Annotated in this window: 17 protein-coding genes, 1 tRNA gene and 2 pseudogenes; 8 read left to right on the forward strand and 12 right to left on the reverse strand. The window is 35.4% G+C overall.

Features of this window, described 5'->3' with window-relative positions:
* Positions 1 to 42 precede the first annotated feature (42 nt).
* Both BMZ76_RS15755 and BMZ76_RS13200 read right to left on the reverse strand, forming a co-directional pair.
* Positions 43 to 318: pseudogene (locus BMZ76_RS15755) on the reverse strand (endonuclease); the annotation flags it as partial.
* A gap of 27 nt (positions 319 to 345) precedes the next feature.
* Positions 346 to 1,947 carry an FAD-dependent oxidoreductase gene (locus tag BMZ76_RS13200; RefSeq protein WP_091207591.1) on the reverse strand — a complete coding sequence of 534 codons (1,602 nt, stop codon included), beginning with the start codon at positions 1,945 to 1,947 and terminating at the stop codon, positions 346 to 348.
* A 640-nt stretch (positions 1,948 to 2,587) separates the two neighbouring features.
* Here BMZ76_RS13200 and BMZ76_RS13205 point away from each other — a divergent pair.
* Positions 2,588 to 2,869 (forward strand): hypothetical protein, encoded by a 282-nt coding sequence (locus BMZ76_RS13205; RefSeq protein ID WP_091207594.1) that lies wholly within the window; start codon positions 2,588 to 2,590, stop codon positions 2,867 to 2,869.
* Positions 2,870 to 3,168: 299 nt separating this feature from the next.
* Here the strand turns inward: BMZ76_RS13205 and BMZ76_RS16420 are convergent, their stop codons facing one another.
* Together BMZ76_RS16420 and BMZ76_RS13215 are read right to left on the reverse strand one after the other, a co-directional pair.
* Positions 3,169 to 5,724 carry an endonuclease gene (locus BMZ76_RS16420; RefSeq protein WP_091207599.1) on the reverse strand — a complete coding sequence of 852 codons (2,556 nt, stop codon included), beginning with the start codon at positions 5,722 to 5,724 and terminating at the stop codon, positions 3,169 to 3,171.
* A 236-nt stretch (positions 5,725 to 5,960) separates the two neighbouring features.
* Entirely contained in the window at positions 5,961 to 7,487 is a 1,527-nt protein-coding gene (locus tag BMZ76_RS13215) for a hypothetical protein (protein WP_091207604.1), read from the reverse strand.
* Positions 7,488 to 7,602: 115 nt separating this feature from the next.
* On the opposite strand from BMZ76_RS13215, the gene BMZ76_RS13220 reads away from it, so the two are divergent.
* From BMZ76_RS13220 to BMZ76_RS13240, 5 genes are all read left to right on the forward strand, one after another.
* Positions 7,603 to 8,040 carry a PaaI family thioesterase gene (locus BMZ76_RS13220; RefSeq protein ID WP_091207606.1) on the forward strand — a complete coding sequence of 146 codons (438 nt, stop codon included), beginning with the start codon at positions 7,603 to 7,605 and terminating at the stop codon, positions 8,038 to 8,040.
* 125 nt (positions 8,041 to 8,165) lie between these two features.
* Positions 8,166 to 9,236, forward strand: a complete 1,071-nt coding sequence (locus tag BMZ76_RS13225; RefSeq protein ID WP_091207610.1) for a chorismate-binding protein — start codon at positions 8,166 to 8,168, stop codon at positions 9,234 to 9,236.
* Between the two features lie 95 nt (positions 9,237 to 9,331).
* Positions 9,332 to 10,048: a bacillithiol biosynthesis deacetylase BshB1 gene (gene bshB1, locus BMZ76_RS13230; RefSeq protein WP_091207614.1), complete on the forward strand. Its 717-nt coding sequence runs from the start codon at positions 9,332 to 9,334 to the stop codon at positions 10,046 to 10,048.
* Between the two features lie 74 nt (positions 10,049 to 10,122).
* Positions 10,123 to 10,198, forward strand: a tRNA-His gene (locus BMZ76_RS13235).
* 310 nt (positions 10,199 to 10,508) lie between these two features.
* Entirely contained in the window at positions 10,509 to 11,699 is a 1,191-nt protein-coding gene (locus BMZ76_RS13240; RefSeq protein ID WP_091207618.1) for a PAS domain-containing sensor histidine kinase, read from the forward strand.
* 194 nt (positions 11,700 to 11,893) lie between these two features.
* On the opposite strand, the gene BMZ76_RS13245 is transcribed toward BMZ76_RS13240, so the two are convergent.
* The 6 genes and pseudogenes from BMZ76_RS13245 to BMZ76_RS13270 form a co-directional block, all read right to left on the reverse strand.
* Entirely contained in the window at positions 11,894 to 12,925 is a 1,032-nt protein-coding gene (locus tag BMZ76_RS13245; protein ID WP_091207622.1) for a M28 family metallopeptidase, read from the reverse strand.
* A gap of 3 nt (positions 12,926 to 12,928) precedes the next feature.
* Positions 12,929 to 13,927, reverse strand: a pseudogene (locus BMZ76_RS16525) (DUF3667 domain-containing protein).
* 115 nt (positions 13,928 to 14,042) lie between these two features.
* Entirely contained in the window at positions 14,043 to 14,813 is a 771-nt protein-coding gene (locus BMZ76_RS13255) for a dienelactone hydrolase family protein (RefSeq protein WP_091207625.1), read from the reverse strand.
* A gap of 112 nt (positions 14,814 to 14,925) precedes the next feature.
* Positions 14,926 to 17,127, reverse strand: a complete 2,202-nt coding sequence (locus tag BMZ76_RS13260) for a penicillin acylase family protein (RefSeq protein WP_244281818.1) — start codon at positions 17,125 to 17,127, stop codon at positions 14,926 to 14,928.
* A 1-nt stretch (position 17,128) separates the two neighbouring features.
* The gene (locus BMZ76_RS13265; protein WP_091207630.1) at positions 17,129 to 17,992 is read right to left on the reverse strand and encodes a cyanophycinase; all 864 of its coding nucleotides are present in this window, start codon (positions 17,990 to 17,992) and stop codon (positions 17,129 to 17,131) included.
* A gap of 40 nt (positions 17,993 to 18,032) precedes the next feature.
* Positions 18,033 to 18,485, reverse strand: coding sequence for an Lrp/AsnC family transcriptional regulator (locus tag BMZ76_RS13270; RefSeq protein ID WP_091207634.1), 453 nt, complete (start codon positions 18,483 to 18,485; stop codon positions 18,033 to 18,035).
* 229 nt (positions 18,486 to 18,714) lie between these two features.
* Between BMZ76_RS13270 and rocD the strand changes: the two genes are divergently transcribed.
* Together rocD and BMZ76_RS13280 are read left to right on the forward strand one after the other, a co-directional pair.
* On the forward strand, positions 18,715 to 19,998 hold the full coding sequence (rocD, locus tag BMZ76_RS13275; RefSeq protein WP_091207638.1) for an ornithine--oxo-acid transaminase: 1,284 nt from the start codon (positions 18,715 to 18,717) through the stop codon (positions 19,996 to 19,998).
* Entirely contained in the window at positions 19,998 to 20,960 is a 963-nt protein-coding gene (locus BMZ76_RS13280) for an arginase (protein WP_091207642.1), read from the forward strand. Before rocD ends, BMZ76_RS13280 begins: the two co-directional genes overlap by 1 nt.
* Positions 20,961 to 21,047: 87 nt before the next feature.
* Here the strand turns inward: BMZ76_RS13280 and BMZ76_RS13285 are convergent, their stop codons facing one another.
* Both BMZ76_RS13285 and BMZ76_RS13290 read right to left on the reverse strand, forming a co-directional pair.
* A complete protein-coding gene (locus tag BMZ76_RS13285; protein ID WP_091207645.1) occupies positions 21,048 to 22,439 on the reverse strand; it encodes a RagB/SusD family nutrient uptake outer membrane protein in 1,392 nt (463 codons plus the stop codon).
* Between the two features lie 11 nt (positions 22,440 to 22,450).
* On the reverse strand, positions 22,451 to 25,438 hold the full coding sequence (locus BMZ76_RS13290) for a SusC/RagA family TonB-linked outer membrane protein (protein ID WP_091207648.1): 2,988 nt from the start codon (positions 25,436 to 25,438) through the stop codon (positions 22,451 to 22,453).
* Position 25,439 lies beyond the last annotated feature (1 nt).

Genomic DNA, 25,439 nt, shown 5'->3' on the forward strand with positions numbered 1-25,439 from the left:
GATGCTATAAATCGATAAGTCGATTGTTGCGCCAGTTGCATTCTAAATTTCCAACGCTTTATTGTTTGAGGAACCTTCAATATATTCAGAAAACAACAAGTCCGTTGCAGTTGAGCTACCCGCTGCAGCAGTTGTAACATTTACCGTGTTACTTGCTGTAGGCATATTTCCTGCGGCATATTTAGCTTTTAAAGAGAAAGAGAAGGCAGTAGAAGCGGTTAGTCCCGTGATAGTTGTTGATGTACTGGATACAGTTGCTTTTAAAGCACTGTTCAAGTTTACATTATATCCACTCACTCTAATATTATCAGTAGAGGCCGTCCAGCTAAGTAGAGATCTTAATTTTTAGATTTTAGGCTCATTGTGCATAATTTTTTTTAAATCTGATGATGCCGGTCCATTTATCACATTACCTACTTTTGTGAAACGAGAACCGTGCATTGGACAATCGAATGTTTTTTCATCGGCATTCCATTGCAGTATGGCACCTAAGTGAGGACATACCGCAGAACAGGTATGAAGATTATTTTGTTCATCACGATAGGCTGTTATTTTCTTTAACCCTACTGAAATTATTCCACCTTCACCTGGTTTTAAATCGGTTACTTCCTTTAAATCTTCCGGAACAACATAGTCAGCAAATTGCGCAACCATGTTTCCAATCTCGTGCAGGTAATCACCAGTTTTTTTTAGGCTTATGCGAGACGGGCTGTATATTTCAATCCAAGGATTCTCTTTTCCGGTAATTATATCGTTAATAATCATTCCCCCAAGTGTTCCATGTGTCATACCGTTACCGGAATCGCCTGTGATAATGTAAATGTTGTCTTCCCCAGGATTTTTGCCAATGTATGCCAATGAATCAAGAGGTTCCATAACCTGACCTGACCATTTGAATTCAATAGCTCCAGTTACAGGAAAATGTTTTTTTGTCCATTTTTCTAATTTCGCATAACGGTCTTCTTCTTTAATATTTTCGTCATCTGCCTGCCCCGTGCGATGGTCTTCACCACCAGCAATCAACAAGTCATACTGTTCATCATATTCTTCTAAACGGACATAATGGTACGGTTTTACGATCCATTTTGCACTCATATCGCCAGTGTCCCACCATAATGCGTAGGGGAGTTTTCCTTTAAGAATTTTAATACCTATAACATAGGATCGATAAGGCCATTGCTTAGTATGCATCGTTACCCAGTCGTTAATCGGGGTGTTGGTTGCAACTACAATGTGATTTGCTTTTACTTTAAAACCGTTTGCAGTAGCGCCCTGAGTAGTTATATTTTCTGCTTTTGTTTGTGTATATATTTTTCCACCTAAGTTTATTAAAGCTTCTGCCAATCCTTTAATATAAAGCAGTATGTGGAATTGTGCTTGATCTGAAAACTTAATACACAAATTGCTGTCTTCCGAAACTATAGAAGGGATATAATTTAACATCTCTGTAGTAAGTCCTGCACGTTTTGTAGCTTCGTATTCTTTTTCCAAAGTTTCTACTGTGTCAGAAGAACTTAAAAACAAATAACCATCAACTCTTTTAAAATGACAATCAATATTATGATGTTCTACTGTATTGGCTATCCATTCAATTGCAGCCATATGGCTATTAGCTATTAATTTTGCAGCTTGTTCATCGAAATTTTCTTCCAATTCAAAATACCGATCGTCAAGCGCACAAGTAAGATGAGCGGTAGTTCTTCCAGTTTCACCGCTTCCTATATATCCGTCTTCCACTAAAATTACTTTTCGTCCCGACTTTGCAAGACAGTAGGCGGTAGTCAGTCCCGCAATGCCGCCTCCTATCACTAAAATATCTGTATCAATATTTTGGTTTAATTTCTCAAAAGTTAGCTTCTCAATATTGGAAGAAAACCAATACGAAAGATTAGTTCCAGAAGTTACAGTGCCATCTTCGAACTCGAGTGTATGATTAGACGTTTTCATTTGAATTTATTTCGTTAAATTTTTGCATTAAATAAAGATATTAATTACTGACAGTTAGAATGTTATAGAATTTAATAAATATATTATAATATTTAAAGTTTTGTTCCTATTTAAATTATTTAGAGGTATTCTGATAATTACTTATCATTTGATTTGTATTTAAAGTATCGAAAAATTCACAGAAGAAAGTATTTTAAAATTCACCGATAAGTTCAAAACAGATTGAGATTTTTTAGAATATTTGGCAAAAATAAAGTCGAAATAAAGTTTTAAATATGTAAGATGCAATCGCACAAAATTTACTATTCGTAAAAAGAATTCCCAAGAGATTGTAACGCATGCCATCATATTGAAAGTCCGATGGTAAATACTATTTTTCACAGAGTTCGATTTGGTTTATGAAAAGCATTCATAATTGTTTTTGAGATAAATGCAATCGCAAAAAGTTTCTCGACAAAACAAAAAGCAAAATGATTAAAAATCAGTAGCACTACAGCAATAATTTCGTTAAAAAAGTTAGAATTACTACGGCAAGTAGTGCTTTACAGTCAATAATTGGTCAGGTTTTTATTCATGAATTTGTTTTTGGTGGCAAAGAAGATCTCAAACAAGGAAGAAGCAATAATTCAAAAAAAAGAAATTGATAATCGCCGTTGAAACAAATGATACTGGCAAAATCAAAAGAGTATATTTTGACCAACTTGAAGATTATTGGTGTAAAGAAATACACAAAATATTTGATACACATATTTCCAAATCGGCATCAATAAAAACAGACAAAAGGACTGGAAATAATCCGTTAAAAAAAGAGTTTGATTTAAAACAGATTAAGAGTGACAAAGGAAAATCTTCAAAAGAATTACTTACTATAATTCATCAAGTAAAAATCTTGGTTGAGAAGTACTTTTTCTTGCGTTCATAAAAAGCATATTTAGACGGATTTAGACGGGTTTAGTTACCGAATTGATAGGTCAATTTACAATTAAAACATATGTGAATTACATATTAACGGAATGATGAACACTCAAAAATTTGTATATCGAGATATTATAACAGGTAAATAAATGAAGACCTTGAAACATTTCATATACCGCAGTCATAGTATTATTTTAGATTATGATAAAAGAAAGGAAACCTAAAAGCGATGTTGAAATACAGGGTCAAGGCATCTTTTTTTTAAAAATAAAAACAAAAAAAGCGGCAAATTTGCCGCTTTTTGAATTAGTTGATTATTAATTTTTTTATGACCGAATTAGAATCGATAGTAACTCGAACCAAATACATTCCTTTTGTGATATTTGGCAGCGTAATTTCTGATTTGGTGCTGTTTTCTTCGCTATAAATCTTCTGCCCAATAATAGAATAAATTTCGATAGCATACATTTTATTCGAATTATTGATAAAGAAAGTTCCATTCGATGGATTTGGATAGATAGCGACATCATTAGTATCTAAAACTGTTTCAATTTTAGACTCTTTAACAACCATTCGACTTCCTAAGTTATTACAAGTATCTGATGCAAATGAATCCCATTGCGTTGTTTTATTGAAAGTAGTAGTTGGAGAAGTTACAGTAGCTTTTCTTCTGATTGTTTGATCAACCGCAAAGTTTGCTGTTCCGCCGTTAAAAGTTCCAATGATATCAATTAGGACTCCATTTTTGAATAATCCTACAGCATCATTCCCATTAAAAGTCATTTCACCAGCTGATGTAGAAAGATTAGCCGAGCTTATAGGATAACAAGTGGATGCCATTAAGCTATTTACAATAGTGAATTTACTTCCGTTATTCAAAGTTCCTGTCAGCGATAATCCGGTACTCCAAGCACCAGCACCATTGCTTTGTTTTTTAATACTGTAAATAGATAAGTTAATGGCAGCGCCAGTTGCATTCGAAATTTCCAACGCTTTGTTGTTTGAGGAACCTTCAATATATTCTGAAAATAATAAATCGGTTGCAGTGGAGCCAGTTGCAGCCGTTGTGACATTCAGGGTATTACTCGTTGCAGAAATATTCCCTGCGGCATCTTTAGCTTTTACAGAAAAAGAATAAGCTGTTGCGGCAGTTAATCCGGTAACATTATAGGTTGTGGTTGAAACGGTTCCTAATAAAGTGGTTCCTCTGTACACATCGTATCCGGTTACTCCAACATTATCAGTAGCAGCGGTCCAAGATAAAGTGGTCGCAGTTTGAGTTGTTCCTGATGCTGTCAAAGCTGTAGGTGCAGATGGCGCTGTTGTATCAGCAGTTCCGGCAACTATATTTACGGTATAATCCTCTACTTGGCCATACGGAATCGCTTCACACGAAGTTGGAATGGCATTGTATTTCATTGAAACTCTCATTCTCGTAGTTCCTAATGCAGCCGAAACTGGTATAGTGATTGTTCCCGTTGCCGGAGTTGTTGTTGAAGTAGCTTTTGACCAAGCCAATTCACCAGCATCTGTAAATAATCCGTTTTTGTTATAATCAATCCAAACGGAATATCCTTCACTGAAAGCTGTACTTGTCCATGACGGTGTGATGGTAATGGTATTTGCAGTTCCAGAAGTTACATTTGTAGTTATTGCAGTGAAATTTTCATAGCCTGCAGTCCCGGTAGTGGTATTATTTATGGAACCAAAAACGACTTTTCCTATTTTTTCATCCGCAGTGCTGTTTCCTTGAGAAGCACAATACGCAATTGATGTTCCCGCGGTAGTTGTAGCGTTTACAATGTTACTTGAAGCTGAAGAATTTCCAGCTGCATCTTTAGCGACAACATAAAAGGAATATGCTGTTGCAGCTGTTAGTCCAGTGATCGTAGTTGTTGTTCCGGTAACAGTCGTTTTTAGAGCGCTGTTCATATAAACATTATATCCAGTCACTCCAATATTATCAGCGGAAGCCGTCCAGCTTAATGAAATGGAGTTTGAAGTTGTTCCGTTAGCTACTAAATTTGTTGGTGTGGTAGGAATTTGTGCATCAGCTGTTGGGTTCCAAATCGCCTGTACATATTCAGGATGATCAATATATGGATTCCTATTGTTTTGAGCCGTGTAAATAGCATTGTTGCGAGCAATTTCTCTATTATTAACAGGATCTTGATTGTGCCATGTTATCAATAAGTTTAAAAAAGCTGTAGTGAAAACCTGATTACTTGTGCCATTAAACATTGCATAAGAATAGCCGGCAACAGTATTTTCATAACGTGTGGCAAAATAAAAGTACATGCGTGCAATGTCACCTTTGAACTCGTTGATAGGTTCGAAAATAGGTCCGGCATAACCAGAAGTTGTACTTGCTCCAAGTTTACTTCCGTTTAAGGAGGTCCAAGTTGGTGAAGTTACCGGTCCGTGTGGATAATTAGAACGCTGTCCGTTTACTTTTCCGTCAGTTGGCGTGATGAAATGGGCATCTGAAACCATTGGAGCTGCTGAACCAAAAGTAGACTGCGGAATAATGTGTTCTCTATTATAGCAATCGCCTTCTACGCTATAGGTGCCGCATCTTTGAGTGGTGCCGGCTGAATAGGTGTACGGATCTGTTCCTGATGGATTTTCAGAATACATGTCTAATATCGTAGCATCATTTTCATAGTAATAATCTCTGTCTGAGGTTTGATAAATAGTGTATAATCCCGAATACCCATTATCTGTATGGCCTTTGATGATGTTGTACAATTGTGTTTTTAAGGTGTAACTAGTTCCGGTAGCGGTCGTGTAATAGCCACTTGGTATCTGGGCTATACTAACTGAAACGATCAGGAATAATAAGGCTGAGTAGATTTTTTTCATAAATTAAAACTGTTTTAGGTTATTGGGGTTAGTTTCCAGTTGTAAAACTTGATTTTCAAATTTTAAAAAACTGAAGACATGCAAATTTATAACTTTTCTGGTGGTTTATGTTAAGGAATTATGAAGATAATTGTGAATTTCTTAACATAATTAATTACATTTTGTAAGGTCGTAATTCAATTTTTAGTTTTGCAATAAACTGTTTACTGACGTGACATCTCGGCATTCAAAGTGATTTATTTTGGAAAAGTTTTGTTTTGGTACGCACCTAAATCTGGAGGTAAAACTCGCAAGTTTCCTCTAATATCAAACGGAATTAAATACGCCGAATTCCCTTTTGCGAAAGCGGCAGAAGTTTCGTCTATATTGAATTTGTTTCTTAATATATTAAAGAATTTGGGATCCTTGTTCAAAAGTATCGCATTGTAATGTGCCGTATCCGTATTAAATTGATAATCGGGATTTGTCGTGAATTGGTTGGCAACATTATCAAATTTAATCAGGCAATTGTTGAATTGGTATTCAAAAGCGGCTCCGGTTTTTTTGGTTAAACTCATTTCGTTTGAATATGAACCATAAATAATGCAGTTGTTGAAGGTCGCAGCGGTTAAATCTTTCACTTCTGGAACTGCTCCCAAAATATAATTGCTCACTAAAACCGCCACTTGTTGTGAACTGTTCCAGTTATTATAAAAGGTAGAATGTACAAATGAATAATTTCCTCCGTACGTGCAGGCTAAATTGGCTAATCCTGCATTATTGATGACTATATTTTCTCCATTTATTTTTGCGGTCTGCGCCAAAATTCCGTAGTTGCTACTGTTGTAAATTTGGGTGTTTTTGACAGAAACTGTAGTGCCATCATTGTTTTGAATCAACAAACCAATGGTAGCATTTTTAATGGTGAGATGATTAAAAGTATTATTGGTACTGCCATCGGAGAGCCAAATGGTTCCCCATTGTCCTGGCACATCCGAAAAATCCGGTTCTAAACGGTCGCCTTCAAATATGACTTCGTTTTCTAGTTTATCCGTAGTTGACAGTGTTCCATTAATATTTATGGAAGCATTATTGGCTACAATGAGTCCGGAATTCGCATGAAAATGAACTCGGGTTCCAGCCTCAAAAGTAGCCGTTTTGTTAGAAGGAACCGCTGCATAGCCATAAATCACATACGGTTTGTCATTGGTAAATTGCAATTCATTTCCATTTACAGGATCATTTTCATCCAGATAAAAACCATCTATTTTTTCGTTTCCAATAGGAAGTGTTTCGGTGGTTCCATCAGCAAAACGTTTTGGATATAGGAAAACAGCGTCTTGAATTAGCGTTACCAGTTTAACATTTTGTAGGTTTTCGCCACTGTCAAACTGAATTTGATCAGTATATAAAAAATCGTTTGGGATAGCATCGGCGATATTAGCAGTAGTTTCAATAAAAATATACAAACTGTCTTTAGCTAAAAGATCCACATTATTGAAAATTTTGCCATTTGTCCCTTGCAATCCATCAACGGTAATTCTGTATTTTGAGTTCAATCCTTTTCCTAATTTTATACTTGGAATAGTGATGTCATTCTTGCTATTGTTGTACACTTTAAGTCGGTACGTGCTGGAACCAATATTAGAGAAAACGGTATCTAAATAAATAGTGTCTTTCGAAAATTTCAAATCGCCAGTACTTGTTACAGTCTCAAAATCGGAACGACAGGAAAAAATTGAAAGCATTATTCCAATAAAAAGTAGTAATGGGATAGGACGCATTTCGTTAGATTTTTTGTAAAAATAGGAAAAATCTATTTCGGAATTAGAATAACAATTGTAATTACTATTTTGTGACTTATCTTTTATTTAATTTTACATTTTAAAAGCCAATAACATGACATTCGACAAAGAAAAAATACTTCAGTATTGCAATCACGTTTCTAAAAATACCTTAATGCAAACATTGAATATTGAATATACTGATGCAGGAGAGGATTTTTTAGTGGCCACAATGCCCGTGAATTCTTCCGTGCATCAACCAATGGGATTGTTGCATGGCGGCGCTTCAGTGGCTTTAGCAGAGAGTGTAGGTAGTGCTGCCTCTATGCTATACGTTAATTCCGACGTAAGTGAAATTCGCGGTATCGAGATTTCAGCCAATCATTTGAAAGCAAAACGGGATGGAATTGTAACGGCAACCGCTAAGATTGTCCACAAGGGCCGAAGTATTCACCTTTGGGAAATACGAATTACTGATGAAAACAATAATTTAATCTCACTTTGTAAGTTGACGAATATGGTTTTGCCAAAAAGAAAAAACGGAGATAAATAATGGAAGTAAATGTAGCTAAAGCCAAAAAACAGTTTCTGGAAAAATTGACTAATATGGTTTTGAAAAAATCAAGCAAGTAATAACACCTAGAGTTTTAATGAAATTTATATTTTAATAAATTAAAGATGATTGATTTTTTTATAAAAGTAAAGCAACAAAAAGCTCAGAATTTACCGTTTGTACTATACAGAAAACCAAATGATGTCAAACTAGTAGGTTTTTTTCAGAACAATGACCATTTATATTTTGCAGAAAATTTTGAAGAAACAGGTTTTGTTTTTGCTCCTTTTGAAGGCAGTCAAAGAATACTCATTCCTAAAAATCAATCTGTAAAATGGGAAGAATTGATTACTTTTTTGGAAGAAAATCAAGACTTAAATTTCAGAGATTCAGAAGATAGTACAGCTAAAGTACATTTTGAAAATCTTGTTCAAAAAGGTATTGATGTTATTGCAAAAGGGACTTTAAAAAAAGTGGTTGTATCAAGGAAAGAAATCGTTGATTTGTTAAATTTTGATTTAGTTTTGATTTTCGAAAAATTAATTCAAAGTTATCCAACTGCTTTTTGCTATTGTTGGTTTCATCCAAAAATAGGATTATGGATGGGTGCCACGCCAGAGCGATTATTGAAGTCCAGTAACAATAATTTCGATACAATGTCATTAGCTGGAACGCAAAAAATTCAGGGTGCGAAAGAAGTAGTTTGGGAGAAAAAGGAAATGGAGGAGCAGCAGTTTGTAACCGATTTTATTTTAAATAATCTTAAGGATCTAACTTCAGAAGTTTCCGTTTCAAGTCCCTATACCGCACAAGCTGGAACTTTAGCGCACATTAAAACAGATATTGAAGGGGTAATCAATGAGAATTCAAGTTTGAAACAAGTCGTTTCCGTTTTGCATCCAACACCCGCCGTATGCGGATTGCCAAAAGAATCTGCCAGAGATTTTATTATTAAAAATGAAGGCTACGAAAGAGAATATTATACCGGTTTTTTAGGGGAATTAAACAAGGAAGGAAGTAATGAGGAAGAATTAAATTCCGATTTGTTTGTCAATTTGCGATGCATGCAAATTAAAAATAATCAAGCGCATTTGTATATGGGTTGTGGTATTACAAAGGACAGTATTCCTGAAAAAGAGTGGAAAGAAAGTGTTAATAAAGCTGTTACAATGAAAAAAATATTGAATATGCAGTAATATCTTTGTTGCAGAAACCAAAATATAAAGAGTTATTGGGTGCAGATAATGAGCTCTTTCAATTATTAAGAAAAAAATTATTAAACGAATTTTAGATGAAATTAGATATACTTGCTTTTGGTGCACATCCTGATGATGTGGAATTGGGTTGTGCAGGAACCATTTTAAAAGAAATTTCTTTAGGAAAAACGGTTGGAATTATCGATTTGACCCGAGGAGAATTAGGGACGCGGGGTTCAGCTGAAATAAGAGATCAGGAAGCAAATGCTGCTGCAAAGATCCTTGGTGTTTCAGCGCGTGAAAATTTAGAAATGCGCGATGGTTTTTTTGTCAATGACGAAAAGCACCAATTGGAAATCATAAAAATGATTCGCAAGTATCAACCGGCAATTGTTTTGTGTAATGCCATAGATGACCGTCATATCGATCATGCAAAGGGAAGCAAATTAGTTTCGAATGCTTGTTTCTTGTCTGGATTAATGAAGATTGAAACTTCATTGGAAGGAAAGCAGCAAAAGGCTTGGCGACCAAAATTAGTGTATCATTATATACAATGGAAAAACATAGAACCAGATTTTGTAGTTGATATTACTGGTTTTACCGATAAAAAAATTGAATCGATTTTGGCCTACGGTTCACAGTTTTATGATGCAAATTCTAATGAACCGGAGTCACCAATTTCGAGTAAAAACTTCTTGGAAAGCCTGAATTACCGATCCAGAGATTTAGGAAGGCTCACAGGAGTAGATCATGCGGAAGGATTTACTGTAGAAAGATATTTGGCAGTCAATAGCTTAGGAGATTTAATGTAAATTTCATGTAATTTTACAAAAAAAATATTTGCAGAAGTAAACTTATGTCGTATATTTGCCACCGCTAAGCAAATGGTGGTTGTAGCTCAGTTGGTTAGAGCATCGGTTTGTGGTACCGAGGGTCGCGGGTTCGAGCCCCGTCTTCCACCCAGAAAGCAAAAGCTTCGAAGAAATTCGAGGCTTTTTTTGTGGGATAAAGTTTCGTGAAAGTATAGCGATTATTTTATTGGCGTGAATATTGTAAAAGGAAATGAAGATGGCATTGCACTCAAATATGTTACTTACGATTTCACAAGTAATGCAAGTGCCGTTGTAGTTTTCCGGGCAGACATTCCTGTTTCGAGTTATAATGGTTGTTTTACATAAAACGTATTTTCTTTTGTGTATCTTTGGGCACATTACATAGTTAAATCAAACGAATATATACTTTCAAAATTTTAAATATTATTTACATAATTTAATGAAAAACGAGAAAATCAATTCTAAAATTCTTAAAAGTAATTACGTTCCGACTGCCGAATTTTATAGCCAAATAATAGATAGTTTACATGATTACTCGATTTTTACTCTTGACAATGACTTTATAATTAATAGCTGGAGTTCCGGTTCAACCAAAATATTTGGTTACGAGCCAGACCAAATTATAGGACAGCATTTTGATGTGATTTTTACTGATAAAGATATACAAAATGGTATTCCGCAAACAGAAATTAAAGCTGCATTAAAAGAGGGAAGAGCTACTGATAACAGATGGCATATTTGTAAGGATAGAAGTGAATTTTATGCTAATGGTTTGGTTTTTCCGCTTATTGGAATCGATGGTGAGATGTTAGGATTCGTAAAAATCCTGCGAGATTTGACCGAGAGGAAGAAATCTGAGGATGCGATAAAAAAATATATAAAAGAACTGGAAGATCTTAATTCGCACAAAGAGAACGTTCTTGCTATTGTTTCACATGATTTAAGAAGTCCCTTGTCTGGCATTATTGGAACGGCAGAATATTTGAAAACAAATCTGGACCGATTAGAAACCAGTAAGGTAAAAGAAATGCTTAATTTGCTTCACAAAACCGCGGTTGATGAATTAAATATGCTGGACAATTTAGTCGAATGGGCCAGAATAAAATATGCCTCGGATGTTTTTTCTCCATCAAAAATTGATCTCTTTGATTATGTACAAAAGGTTTTTAAATCTTTTAAGGAATTGGCATCTTTAAATAACATTCATCTTATTAATCAAATTGAAGCTAATACCATTGTTTTTGCAGATGGGAAAATGTTATATTCGGTTTTTCAAAATATTGTTTCTAATGCTATTAAGCATTCGTTGACTGACGGAGAAATTATCGTTTCGGCGAAAATCGAGGCTCAAATAGCCATAATTCAAATAAAAGATTCCGGAGTTGGAATGTCTAAAGATGTTCAAGACAAACTTTTTACTCCGCAAATGAGTACACTATCTAAAGCAAGAAAAGATAACAAAGGTGCCGGAATTGGACTTTTATTGGTTAAAGGATTTTTAGAGCGAAATGACGGTAAAATATGGGTTGAAAGTGTTGAAGGAAAAGGTACTTCATTTTATTTTACATTACCTGTTGAGGAACCTTTGTATAAAATTGACAGCGCGGATAATATAGAATTTGACGAGTGAGTTTAGTTCTATTAATTAATAAAAAAAAAAGAGCTTTGAAGTGATTCAAAGCTCTTTTTTTATGGGTTTTGCACAAGGGATAGGAGTGGAAATCCTTTATTGTCTCGTTTTTTAGCGAGACAATAAAGATTGTAACGGATAGCCCGACCACGCTGTAACGTTAGTGAAAGCGTGGATGTGCCCAAATATTCAATCTATTTTTTGTCCACAATAGGTCTTTCGGCGCGGTTTGCCAGTTCCCAAGCGGTTACAAACGCAAATTGAGCTCTTTTGGTTAACGCATCGTATTCAATTTTGTCCGCGCTGTCCGTTGGTTTGTGGTAATCAGCATGAACTCCGTTGAAAAGGAATACAGATGGAACACCATTTTTAGCAAAGTTGTAGTGGTCCGAACGCTCATAAAAATGATTTGGATCTTTAGGATCGTTGTATTTATAATCTAAATTCAATTGGGTGTATTTAGTGTTTGCAATGGTGCAAATGTTGTCTAAATCAGTTGATAATCGGTTTGCGCCAATCACATAAACATAATTATTGCTGTCTGCGTGGGCTTCATCACGACGGCCTATCATATCAATATTGATGTCAGTAATGGTGTTTGCTAACGGGAACAACGGATTTTCAGAATAGTAACGGGAACCATGCAACCCGTGTTCTTCGCCGGTAACATGAAGAAAAAGTATAGAACGTTTTGGACCATGTCCTGCTTTTTTAGCCATTTGGAAGGCTTGTGCAATTTCTAACAATGCAACGGTTCCTGAACCATCATCATCGGCACCGTTATAAATTTCTCCATTTTTTGTACCTACATGATCGTAATGGGCCGAAACTACCAAGACTTCATTTGGTTTTTCAGAACCTTCAATGTAAGCCCAGACGTTTTCTGAATCTGGTAAGTTTTCATTGCGTTTAGCATTCAGGAAAGCAGCCGGAATTTTTTGGTAGAAGTCAGAAGCTCCAGTGGGATAGCTGATACCGCTTTTTTTGTATTGATTGATGAGGTAAACGCCTGCTTTTTTCTGACCTGCAGATCCCGTTTCGCGCCCTTCCATTTCGTCTGAAGCTACGATGTAAAGGTGTGTTTTTAGTTCTTCAGCGGTAATGGTATTCATGTATTTTGTTGGATCGACATGAGTGGTACTTACTTTTTGAGTAATACTTATTTTTTGAGTAGTACAGCTTATGGTTAATGCGACCATGAAACCTAATAAAGGGATTTTTTTCATTTTTTAATGTAAATTAATAAAGGTGTAAATAGCAAAGATTGATAATATGATAATAATCAGCACGAAGTTAATAAAAAATAACAAGCTGCTTTTTAAGAAAGATATTAAGCGGGTTTCACCATAAAAACGATGATGCGCGGGATAGAAATAATATATCATCCATCCGATACCAATAAAATTAACCAGAAACTGAATTAGAGAAATGAAACTCGATTCTGAAATTGGTGTCAGTCCTTTGTTAATGAGGAACAGTAACAAAAAAATTAGTAATAAAAAGGAAAAGTAATGTAAGGTAAAAATACCGTGATCAAAGTAATACCAGCGTTTTTTATTATGGAAAAGCCAAAGAAAAAAAGCAAATATTGGCATGAATATAAACAGAACTTTGGGTAAATTATGGGTGAAGGTGCGTATGAATTTTTCAATAATTTCGCTTTGTGTGTTTTTCTCTTTAACTAATTGGAATTTTTTATTTATCCAATAACTGAAATCAGATAGCTTTTCTGATTCCGGAGCATTTTTTTGGATAGAGTCCAGTTGTTCCACGGAGGCGTATCCAAAATTAAATAAGTGATCTTCTTCTTCTGAATCCCTAAGGTTCTTTTTAATGGAATAATTTTTAGATAAACAATTTTGAAATGTTTTGTTTTTAGTGGTATTGCTAGATTCCTTTTCGCTGGTATTATCGGAAAAATTGAACTTTCAAAGAAAAATGGTAATCAATAAAAAAGTGATAAAGCTTCTAAAGATATACAATCTAATGGGAGCCAAATAAGACAATCGTTTTCCCTAAAGATAATCTTTAATAAGCGTGGCAGGTTTGAATAAAAGATTTTTTATGGTGCACCAAAAAGCGTTTTCATAATGTGTTAGATCCTCAAAAAAGTGAATAAAGAAATGGTGAAAAGTCTTTGTGGTATCGGTGTTTTCTTGTCCACAATTTGGACAGAATTTATTTTCCACCAAGTATCTGCAATTAAGGCTGGTTTTTTCGTTTCGGATTTTGCTTTACAACATAAAAAAAAATATAAATTCTAGATTTTTTACTGCATTTTAATTTATTAAACTAACAAAAAAACCGAACTTATACTGTTTTTAAAAACTTATATTTTCTACGTTATTTTAAAACTTCTTTTAGGAAAGAATTCATACGCTCCCAAGAACGTTTAGCAGCTTTTTCGTTATAAGCGGCACCTTTTGAATTATCGTTTCCAGCTTCAATTTCAGTAAAGGCATGTACTGAATTTGAGTAATAAATCATTTCCCAATCTGCTTTACTATCTCTCATTTCTTCTTGAAATGCGGCTACTTCTGCAGCTGGAACATATTTGTCATCTGCGCCGTGTAATACTAAAATCTCTGCAGTTATTGGAATATTTTTTCTGGAAGCATCACGACCTAAACCTCCGTGAAAAGAAACTGCTCCTTGAATTTTCATTCCTGCTCTCGCTGCTTCAAGCGCTCCTGTTCCGCCAAAACAATATCCAATTACTACAATATTGTCTGGGTTAGCCCCCGATTTTACTAACTGATCCCATGCCAATTGCATTCGCCGGTGATAATTAGCTATATTACTTTTGTAGAAACCTGATTGTTTTCCAGCCTCTTGTGTGTTAATTGGGTAGTTTCCTTCACCATAAATATCTGCCACAAACGCATAGTAGCCCATTTTTGACAGTTTTTCTGCTGATTGTTTGGAATGTGCGTCTATTCCTTTCCAAGCGGGAAGGATTAAAATTCCGGGCTTAGTTTTGCTTCCTTTTTTAGGACCAATTGACAGTCCATTTAATTTTTGATTTCCATCCGTGTATTTTACGGCTTTTAATTGTGCAAATGCACCATTGGAAAATAATAATAATCCAAAAAGTACAAAGAAAGTATTTTTCATAATGAACATTTTTATTTTTACAAATGTCTCAATTAATTTGTCCTAAAATTAAAACTTTGATTTTTTTATCTTATGACAGTATTTTTAATTCTTATTATCAAGAGTAAAGCAATTATTCTCCCGGATGATAGGTCTTCTCGGCATTTTTTTGCACGTCTTCTTTATAAAATAATACGTTTTTGAATTGTCCTTTTCGGTACATTTCAGCCTGATCGTAAAAATGTTTTGATTTTGGATCACCGCTGTTTCCGCCTGCCAGTAAAGATTTAGCTTTTATTTTAGGTCCAAATTCGACTGCGCACACAAAACTGTTGCCGTTAGTTCCGTAGCGTTTTTTAGTATTTTTTTGATAGTTGCTTTTAAAAGCGGGTAAACTTCCCCAAAGCGCCGGTCCGTATCCGATTGGTAAACTTCCCAAATCATCTTCATAAACCATTGTTATTTCACCGGAAGTTCTCTGGAAACGATTGATTTCTCCCCAAGGAATTTGCCAAGTTCCAAATTTAATTTTTAATTCGTTTACCACCATTTGCAATTGCGGAATCAATTGATTTGGAAAAGCATTTTTCGCAAAATTACGGGTGTTCTCCACTTGATCCAGTTCTCCTTCATTAGTATATACTTTTTGAATAATTGGATCTAATTTATAAGCCCATTCCACAGCTAAGGTTGTAGCCACAGAATTTTCCTTAGCATGATAATCCCAATTTTTCAATAGGGTTATCGGTTCTAATAATGCTGCGTAAAGCGGATCTGAGGCAGTGATATTTTTCTCGAAACTGGAAATCAACGATGGAATTAAAAATTCGAAAGCCGTTAGTTTCGTGTCGTAACCATCAGCAATTACTTTGTCTAACGTATACTTATTGCCTTGGCTTAGTAGCCTGACGGCATTTAGCCCTCTGAAACTTTCGCCGTCTGGTGCCATGTACGGCAAGTAATTTTCTTCTTTTGGACTATTGTCACCCGCCACGGTATATGGTGTAGAGTTGCAGTTTTGCAGCCAGCCGTTTATGGGATTGTAGGAATGAACTGTTTCTGAAACTTCGTGTAGGCCTTTCCATTGTGTTGCCGGTGTTGTGCCGTCCATCACTTTTGACCAATTGAGTTTCTTGTCCCGAATTGGTACAAAATTCCCATGCCAGTACGCAATATTTCCTTCTTTATCGGCATAAACGGTATTGTTTGAGGTATTGGCTTTCAAATCCATTGCCTTTTTATAATCTTCAAAACTTTTCGATTTAGTTCTCACCCAACTTTGTTCCAGTCCTTTCATCGAGCGATTATTCGATTTTAAGCTTATCCATTTTCCGTCTCTTTTGGCCATGATTGGACCGTGATTAGTATAATACGTATTGAATGTTTTGGGGATAAGTTTACCGTTTTCCAGATACTTGATGGTTATTTTTTTTTCGATAACCGGAACTAATTTGTTGTCATATTCGTAAAATAGTTTGTTGTTTTTAGTCACGATTTTCTCAGCATACATATCCGCTACATCCACATTTGACGAGGTATGCATCCAACCGCAATTTTCGTTAAATCCTTGGTAAATGAAAAATTGCCCCCAAGTCACTGCTCCATAGGCGTTCAATCCCTCTTCGCTACTCATTTGTATTTCTGGTCTAAAATAAAAAGTGGTATGCGGATTAATGTATAAAATTGCATTTCCAGACGCCGTTTTTGATGGAGCAATTGCAAATCCGTTAGAACCTGTTTGCACATCTTTTTCACGTTCTATGTACGACATTTTATCGGTGTTTCCGGAATAAAAAGCTTTCAATTCTCCAGTTGAAAGATCAGCGGTACTAATGGCTCCAATACTTCCATCGGTCCAAAGTAATGGAAACCAAGGTTCAAAATGCGTCAACAAAGCGGGTTTTACTTCAGGGTGATTGTGTAGGTAAAAGTTGATTCCGTCCGCGTAACTGTTTAATAATTTTTTCAGCCAAGGCGCTGCTTTTTTATAATCGGCTTTGGCTTCTTCGGTGTCAATCAAAAGTTTTATTTCCAAATCATTATATAAAACCGACTGTCCTTTGATTTCTGAAAGGCGTCCCAGTTTTTCGATATAATTCATTTCTACCCTTTTAAAATCGTCTTCGCATTGCGCGTACAGCATTCCAAAAACTGCATCTGCATCGGTTTTGCCATATACATGCGCAATTCCCCAAGTGTCTCTGATAATTGTTACTTTTTGCGATAGTTTTGTTAGTCTTTCTATTTCTTGATTTGATATCTTTTGTGCAAACATGGAAAAACTAAAACAAAAAACTAAAATTTTTAACGGCAAATCATTCTTGAAATATTTCATTTTATTGAATTTTAAATTTTTGACCTTCAGTGTAAACAGCCATTTCAAGGCTTTTGATACTAACTAAATTTTCTTTTTTAGATTTGGCAATTCCTTTTGGTTTTTTAACGACAATAACTTCGCTTTCGCCAACAATTTCGATTTCTTTATTGCGAACAATCAAGGCGGTACTTTCGTCGACGCCAATTCCGATATGAGTTGGAAATTCAACTAAAGCAGACAGTAAGCGATTATATCGGCTTCTTTTTAGAAAATGCTGATCGATAATTACGTTTTTGACAAGTCCCAAGCCTGTAGTTGTTTCCAAATTGTCATATCGAATATTGTTAAAAGTTTCGCTATACTTGGATTCTAATTTTTGATTTCCGGTAATCGTGTGTTCACACATAACTGCGGCTCCTGCGCTAGTTCCGGCAATTGTACTTCCATTTTCGTACGCACGGTGAATTGCTGTATATATAGGAGTGTTTTTCACCACGTTCATGAAGCGAGATTGATCGCCTCCGCTGATGAAAATTAATTTGGCATTTTGCAACGAATCGTTAAGCACTTTATTTGTCGCTGTTGTTTTGTCAAAATTCAGCATGATAATTGGATTCGGAGTCAGTTTTTCGAATTGTTTTTTGAAATAAATATAAGCACTGTCCGGTTCCTCGCTCGACATTGGTAACACGACAATATAATCTTTTTTTTGCAAATCAGATAGGCTTACTAATTGTGTCATCATTGCGTCAGAACGTTGTCCTCCTCCAATAATGAATAATTTTCCCTTCAATTTTTGAGCTTGCAAAGTTCCAAAAAATAAAAATAAAAGCGTGCCAATAACAAATTTAAAATAGAGTAGGGAATGAGTCGGTTCTTTCATAAATTATTTTTTGGAGATTAGGTCGGCATTTTAATAATAATTACAGAGAAACGTTTCTTTTAAAAGCGCAACCCAATTCAATTATGGAATCGGTTTTGGCAATACCGGGAATATTATCAATTTTTTCGTACAGAACTTTTCGCATGTGCTCGTGATCTTTGGCTATGATTTTTATGTAAAGGGTAAAAGATCCGGTAATGTAGTAACATTCTGTTATTTCCGGAATTTTTTTCAGTTCTTCAATAATCCTATCAGAGTCCTGATCTTTATTCAACGTAATTCCCGTAAAAGATCCCCAATCATACCCTACTTTTTTTTCATTGATTACTGGTTTTATCCCTATAAGTATTCCTTGTTCCATTAATCTGTAGATGCGCTGATGCACCATGGTATTTGATATTTTTAGATTGGCTGCAATGGCTGAATATGCCATTCTTCCATCTTTTTCTAATTCTTTAATAATATTGATATCAAATTCGTCTACTATGTCCATGTTGCTTTAATTGTATATAATGCTTTTGTGTTTGTATAAAAGTACTTATTTTTATTTAATTCGGAATACATCTGTAAATTGATTCTCGAATTCTTAAATGACTTATTTTAATCTAAAATTAAAGAAATATTTTCAAATAAGATCTTTTTAAAAGTCAAAATATTTATTTTATTGGTAAATTAAAAAAAAATAGTAATTTTGTTTTTTCAAATAGTAAATCCGAAATATTATGACACACAGAGAGCAAAACCTTTCTTCAAAATCTGAAGCGTTGATTGCAAAAGAGAATCAATACGGTGCGCACAATTACCATCCATTACCTGTAGTTTTAGAAAAAGGCGAAGGCGTTTATGTCTGGGATGTGGACGGAAAGAAATATTTTGATTTTCTATCAGCATATTCAGCTGTAAATCAAGGGCATTGTCATCCGAAAATTGTGGGTGCTATGATAAAACAAGCACAAACATTGACCTTGACTTCACGTGCTTTTCATAATGATCAATTAGGACCTTTTGAGGAATATGTGACCAAGTATTTTGATTTTGATAAAGTATTGCCAATGAATACTGGTGCAGAAGCAGTGGAAACCGCTTTGAAATTATGTAGAAAATGGGCGTATGAGGTAAAAGGAATTCCTGAAAATCAAGCACAAATCATCGTTTGTGAAAACAATTTCCACGGAAGAACAACAACTATCATTTCATTTTCGAATGATGATAATGCACGTAAAAGCTTTGGACCATTCACAGCAGGATTTATTAAAATTCCATATGATGATGTTGAAGCATTGGAAAACGTATTAAAATCAACCTCAAATATTGCAGGATTTTTAGTTGAACCTATTCAAGGTGAAGCTGGAGTTTATGTTCCCTCTGAAGGATATTTAGCAAAAACGAAAGCGCTTTGTGAGGCACATAATGTTTTATTTATTGCAGATGAAGTACAAACGGGAATCGCTAGAACCGGAAGATTGTTGGCAACTTGTGGAAATTGTGAATGCAAAAAAGGTTGTGAAAACAAACCGGAAGTAAAACCAGATATTCTTATTTTAGGTAAAGCTATTTCAGGTGGTGTTTACCCAGTTTCGGCAGTTTTAGCGAATGATCATATTATGAACGTAATCAAACCGGGACAACACGGATCTACTTTTGGAGGAAATCCTATTGCTGCTGCTGTTGCCATTGCAGCACTTGAGGTGGTAAAAGAGGAAAATTTGGCGCAAAATGCCGCTTACTTAGGCGAAGTTTTAAGAACTGGACTTAATGAGATCGCTTCTAGAAATCCTTTAATTACATTGGTTAGAGGAAAAGGCTTATTGAATGCCATAGTTATCAATAGTGATGAAGAATCCGATTTAGCTTGGGATATTTGTATGAAATTTAGAGATTATGGATTATTGGCAAAGCCAACACACGGAAACAAAATTAGATTTGCTCCGCCATTAGTAATTACGGAATCTCAAATACACGAATGTTTGGCTATTATTGAAAGAGCTTTAAACGATTTCAGATAATGGGAAAAACGATAAAATTAATAAAGAACCGATCTGATATTGGTGCAGGTACGCGAGGATCTGACTTAGGGATTGATGCTATCGAGATTGCAGCAATTAATAAAAACAGTGATTATTTTAATCAATTTGAGTTTGAAGATGTCAAGACGCACAACGAATCAATATATGATAAAAATCGAAGTTCTTCAGCCAAAAGAATTGAGCACGTTGTGGAGCAATGCACCCGAGTTTGTAATGCGGTAAAGAAAAATATTGAAGGGAATTATTTTCCAATTGTATTATCGGGAGATCATTCTTCGGCATTAGGAACGTTAAGCGGAATCAAAGCGGCGTATCCTGAGCAAAATATTGGCGTATTTTGGATTGATGCGCATGCTGATTTGCATTCGCCTTACACTTCACCATCTGGAAATATTCATGGAATGCCATTGTCTGCTGCCCTTGGCGATGATAATTTGAGTTGTCAGAATAACGAAGTTCCTTCTGAAACACAACAGCATTGGGAGGATATGAAAAATATTGGTTTTAAAGGACCAAAAGTTTTAGCTGAAAACCTGATTTATTTTGGTGTGCGTGATACCGAAGAAGAGGAGGACAAGCAAATTGTAAAATTGCATATCAAAAATTACAAAGTTGATGAAGTGCGGTATCGAGGTTTGCAGAAATGTGTCGCTGAAGCCTTGTCTAAATTATCGCACTGTGAGGTATTGTATATTTCTTTTGATGTGGATTCCATGGATTGTGATATGATTTCTTGTGGAACGGGAACGCCGGTTCCTAAAGGTTTTGATCAATATGAAATTATAGCAATCATCAATCAGATTATCCAAACTAAAAAAGTGGTTTGCATCGAATTCGTGGAGGTTAATCCATTATTGGACACCAAAGGAAATAAAATGGCAGAAACTGCATTTGAAGTTTTAGAGGCCATAACTTCAGAACTTGTTATTCCTGTTGAATAGTTTTTTTAGAATTTATAAAAAAGCCCGAAATCTAAATTGATTTCGGGCTTTTTATGTAATGGTATCCTTTAATAAAACGGAAGCGGATTAGCCTCCGTATCCAGGATTTTGAGTGATTTTATTATTCGTATCCATTTCTCTTAACGGAATAGGAAATACTAAAGAGTTGTCATTATATGGAATCAATTTCGTTCCGTCTGCAAAAACATCAATTGCAGCCTTTGTTCTTTTTAAATCATGAATGGCAAAACCTTCCATGGCCAATTCTAATTGGCGTTCTCTTAAAATAGTAGCTAAGGAAATGGTTATAAAATTTGTAGCATTTGCACGAGTTCTCAGTAAATTAACGTCAGCTAATGGTGTATTTCCAACAAAAGTCCCAGCTCTGAAATTGGATTCTGCTCGAATCAGGTACATTTCAGCCAAACGAATTAAGGGAACATCGCCAAATTGATTGGTATATTTAGAAGTCAATCTTCTGCCATTGTCTGGATTGATGTAATTAAAGTTTCGTCTTTCGTCACCAGGATCTGTAAATTTAGCTAAATAAGTAGATCTGATTTCGATATCGCCTCCACGTCCACCATTGTTTTCACTAGCATATAAATTTGTCATTTCATTTTCTCCAGTTTGTTTTGTGATTTGGATTGCAAAAATATCCTCACTTTGGTTTACATCGTGGTTGAAAGCGTTGGCATATTTTGTAGACAATGTGCGTCCGCTGTTTTTTATTACATCATGAGCCGCATCTCTGGCAGCCGGATAATTCCCTTGTTGAAGGTAGACTCTTGCTAATAAAGCTTTGGCAGCATATTTATCAGCATAAAAACTATTGTTTTCCGGAAGGTCATTGTAAGCCAGATTCAAACCTGAAATTATTACCGCATACACTTCGGCAACAGTGCTTCTTTGTTTTGCTAAATCAATAGTGAAATCATAGATTGCATTTGGTCGGATAACCACACCCAATTGTGTATTTGCCTGACCTGCTTCAAATGGTTTTGCAAAGAAACGAACCAAATCAAAGTACGCCATTGACCTTAGGAAATTCGCTTCAGCAACCATTGTCACTTGTTTTTTAGTATCTTGTACTTTATCTATATTTTCAATAACAGTATTGGCCGCATTTATTATTTGATAGTTTCTGGCATATATTTGCTGAACAAAAGCATTGTTTACAAGAATACTTTTAGAATACAGTTGTCGGCATTCGCCAAAAGTACCTCTCCACCTAAAGTCAGTAGTTGCAGTAATACCAGTTTGTGCCAATAAATCAGCAGAAGTCAATATTCTGCCTCCATAGACATCGCCGTCAGCCGCGGTAGCATAAGTGCCTGTTAGTATGTTAGTGATACCGGTTTCAGTGCTTAATGTTACTGTTGCATCTTCATTTTGTTTCGGATCAATTTCTAATTCATTGTCACAACTTGCAAAAAAAGTAGCGAATAGAATAAATAAGATTAATTTATTTGATTTCATTTTTTTAATTTTTAAAAATTAATATTTACTCCTAAAGCAATTGTTCTTGCAGGTGGTGCCGAATAAAATTCTTCTCCAATACCCGCATCATCTCTTCTTGCTTCTGGGTCATAACCAGAATAGTTTGTGAATGTAAGCAAGTTTACACCTGTTGCATAAAGGCGTACGCTGCTCATTCCGAGTTCTTTAATAGCACTTCCTGATAAAGAATATCCTATTGTTAGGTTTCTTAAACGAACAAAATCAGATTTATCTAAAAATCGTGTTGATTCTCCAGTTCCGTTACTTCCATACAATCGGGCTTGTGGAACATTAGTGATATCCCCAGGATTCTGCCAACGATCCAATTGATCAATCGTTTGGTTGTCAAAATAATCAGCAGCAACCGATTGATATTTTCCTGCTGAGTTGTAAATACTAGCACCCCATTCTCCTTGGAAAGTAAAAGACAAGTCAATTCCTTTGTAGTTGATGGTGTTGGTCATACCAGTCATCAATGTTGGGAAAGGATTTCCGGAAACAACTCTTGAAGCCTCAGCATATTTATTAGTTGTTGATTTATCCAAAGATCCATCAGCATTACGGGTATTTTTTACATATAATGCGTCACCGTTAGCAGGATCAACTCCAGCATATTCTGCCAAGAAAAAGGAAGATATATTTTCTCCAACTCTGTTAATCGTAAATGCACCAATGATATCTTTATTGTTGTTTGGCATGGACACTACTTCAGATTCATTTGTTGTAATGTTTAAGCTGGTATTCCATTTAAGATTCGCCGACTCTATATTTTTAGTATTTAAAGTAAATTCAACTCCGCTACTTTGTACTTCACCAATGTTTTGATTGATAGATGTCGCACCAGAGCTTAAAGCTAATGGTACACTAAACAGCAATCCATTGGTGTTTTTTTTGTAGTAATCAGCTTCGACACTGATTCGGTTTATTAAACCAAATTCAACACCAAAATCGATTTGAGTAGACTTTTCCCAAGTAAGATTATCATTTCCTGCTTGAGAAAAAGAAAGTCCTGATTTTAAGTTATAAGGATTTGAGCCGTATAATTGGCGGGAAGCAAAATTGCCTAATTCTGCATTTCCTAATTTACCCCAACTTCCTTTTAATTTTAAAAAAGTTAAAGTAGTATTGTCTTTTAAGAAACTTTCCTCTGAAATTATCCAACCAGCTGAAAAAGCTGGAAAAGTACCAAATCTTTCGTTTTTACCAAATCGAGAAGAACCATCACGACGAATACTTGCTTTAAAAATGTATTTGTCATCAAATGAATAAGTGATTCTACCAAACTGAGAAACGAAAGTATAATCTGTTTCATTACCTGATCCTGCAGAAACTTCTGCTCCACCGTCTACAGTTTGAAACGAGTCATTTGGAAAATAAATACTAGTTACACTTTGAAACCTGCGATTGAATTTATTGAACTCCACACCAGCAACGGCATTGATATCATGTTTCTCGCCAAAAGTTTTGTCAAAGGTTAAATAATTACTGTAAATGTACGTCTCGTTATTTACAGAAGTGGCGTAAGCTTCACCATCAGTAGCCATAAAAGGAGAATCTTTCCCATACCAAGCATCTTCTGTCTGCGACAACAGGTCATAAGAAAAATCAGAATTTACTTTTAAAGAAGGGATAATCTTAAATTCTCCGTACACTTTTCCTGTAACTCTTCTCATTAGTGTTTTCCAAAACGAATTGTCAATCGCTAATAAATAATTAGCATACAAAGTATTTGGATTAGCAGTACCGTCCTCAAAACGATCTGGAGACAATGGTGATTGTGCTACGGCTTGTAATGGAGTCGTGAAAGAGTTATCATCCTGAATACGATCAATTTTTGATCTGGAGAAACTTAAATTCATCCCAGCAGTAAAGCGGTCTGAAACTTTGTGGGAAACATTTGTACGAGCGGTTACTCTTTCTAATGCATTGCTATTTATAATTCCTGTTGTATTGTTGTATGCGCCAGAGAAGAAATATCTGGTATTTGCATCTCCTCCTGATACTGAGAAATCAGCATCGGTATTAAACCCGTCTTGAAACGCAGTATCTTGCCAATCGGTGTCTACTTCTCTATTTCTCCAATCTGTACCTTGTGCCAAGAAATCGAAAGTATCTTCGGCTTCAACAGCATCGCCAAGTCCATTGATAGAGGCTTCTGTAAATAATTCGATGTATTGATCAGCATTCAGCCATTTTCTTTTGTTTGTAGCCTGACTAACTCCTTGTGAAAGATTGATCGAAAACATTCCTTTGCCTTCTTTTCCTCTTTTAGTAGTAATCAATACCACACCATTTGCTCCTCTGGCACCGTAAATTGCGGCTGATGATGCATCTTTTAGCACATCAATAGATTCAATCTCGTTTGGGCTCAAGGTTAGTAATGGGTTGGTTGGTGCGCCATTACTGGATTCATTTGTTGTTACCAAAGGAATTCCATCCAAAACATACAATGGTTGTGTTCCTGCACTGATACTGGCGGCACCACGTACACGAATGTTTATGCCTCCATCCACTTTACCGTTGGTTTGTGTGATTTGAACTCCAGCCAATTTACCAACTAAGGCATTTTGCACATTCGATACTGGAATCTGTTGGATATCTTTCGCTGTTACACGAGCAATATTATCCGTTAATTTCTTTTTGCTTTGGGTTCCATAACCCACAACAACGACTGTTTCTAATTGATTTGAAGCATCACTAAGCTTTATCAGCATAGAAGAAGAGCCTGAAATTTCTACAGTTTTCATTCCCACGAAACTTACGATTAAGATTTGTCCCTTTTTTGCATTTATGGTAAAATCTCCATCGAAATTAGTTTGTGCACTAATTGTTGTTCCTTTGACAATAATGTTAGCGCCGGGAACTGGTAGTCCGCCCGTGTCTGTAACTTTACCGGACAAGGTACTTTCTTGAGCAAATGTCAATTGCACGGACAGTACAATTAGTAAACTCAAAAATTGTTTGAATTTCATTTTCATT

Source organism: Flavobacterium xueshanense, from assembly GCF_900112975.1.
Classification (GTDB): Bacteria; Bacteroidota; Bacteroidia; order Flavobacteriales; family Flavobacteriaceae; genus Flavobacterium; species Flavobacterium xueshanense.

Coding starts and splice junctions, on each gene's coding strand:
- BMZ76_RS13200 (WP_091207591.1), bottom strand. CDS start 1,947: ATGAAAACGTCTAATCATACACTCGAGTTCGAAGATGGCACTGTAACT.
- BMZ76_RS16420 (WP_091207599.1), bottom strand. CDS start 5,724: ATGAAAAAAATCTACTCAGCCTTATTATTCCTGATCGTTTCAGTTAGT.
- BMZ76_RS13215 (WP_091207604.1), bottom strand. CDS start 7,487: ATGCGTCCTATCCCATTACTACTTTTTATTGGAATAATGCTTTCAATT.
- BMZ76_RS13220 (WP_091207606.1), top strand. CDS start 7,603: ATGACATTCGACAAAGAAAAAATACTTCAGTATTGCAATCACGTTTCT.
- BMZ76_RS13225 (WP_091207610.1), top strand. CDS start 8,166: ATGATTGATTTTTTTATAAAAGTAAAGCAACAAAAAGCTCAGAATTTA.
- bshB1 (WP_091207614.1), top strand. CDS start 9,332: ATGAAATTAGATATACTTGCTTTTGGTGCACATCCTGATGATGTGGAA.
- BMZ76_RS13240 (WP_091207618.1), top strand. CDS start 10,509: ATGAAAAACGAGAAAATCAATTCTAAAATTCTTAAAAGTAATTACGTT.
- BMZ76_RS13245 (WP_091207622.1), bottom strand. CDS start 12,925: ATGAAAAAAATCCCTTTATTAGGTTTCATGGTCGCATTAACCATAAGC.
- BMZ76_RS13255 (WP_091207625.1), bottom strand. CDS start 14,813: ATGAAAAATACTTTCTTTGTACTTTTTGGATTATTATTATTTTCCAAT.
- BMZ76_RS13260 (WP_244281818.1), bottom strand. CDS start 17,127: ATGAAATATTTCAAGAATGATTTGCCGTTAAAAATTTTAGTTTTTTGT.
- BMZ76_RS13265 (WP_091207630.1), bottom strand. CDS start 17,992: ATGAAAGAACCGACTCATTCCCTACTCTATTTTAAATTTGTTATTGGC.
- BMZ76_RS13270 (WP_091207634.1), bottom strand. CDS start 18,485: ATGGACATAGTAGACGAATTTGATATCAATATTATTAAAGAATTAGAA.
- rocD (WP_091207638.1), top strand. CDS start 18,715: ATGACACACAGAGAGCAAAACCTTTCTTCAAAATCTGAAGCGTTGATT.
- BMZ76_RS13280 (WP_091207642.1), top strand. CDS start 19,998: ATGGGAAAAACGATAAAATTAATAAAGAACCGATCTGATATTGGTGCA.
- BMZ76_RS13285 (WP_091207645.1), bottom strand. CDS start 22,439: ATGAAATCAAATAAATTAATCTTATTTATTCTATTCGCTACTTTTTTT.
- BMZ76_RS13290 (WP_091207648.1), bottom strand. CDS start 25,438: ATGAAAATGAAATTCAAACAATTTTTGAGTTTACTAATTGTACTGTCC.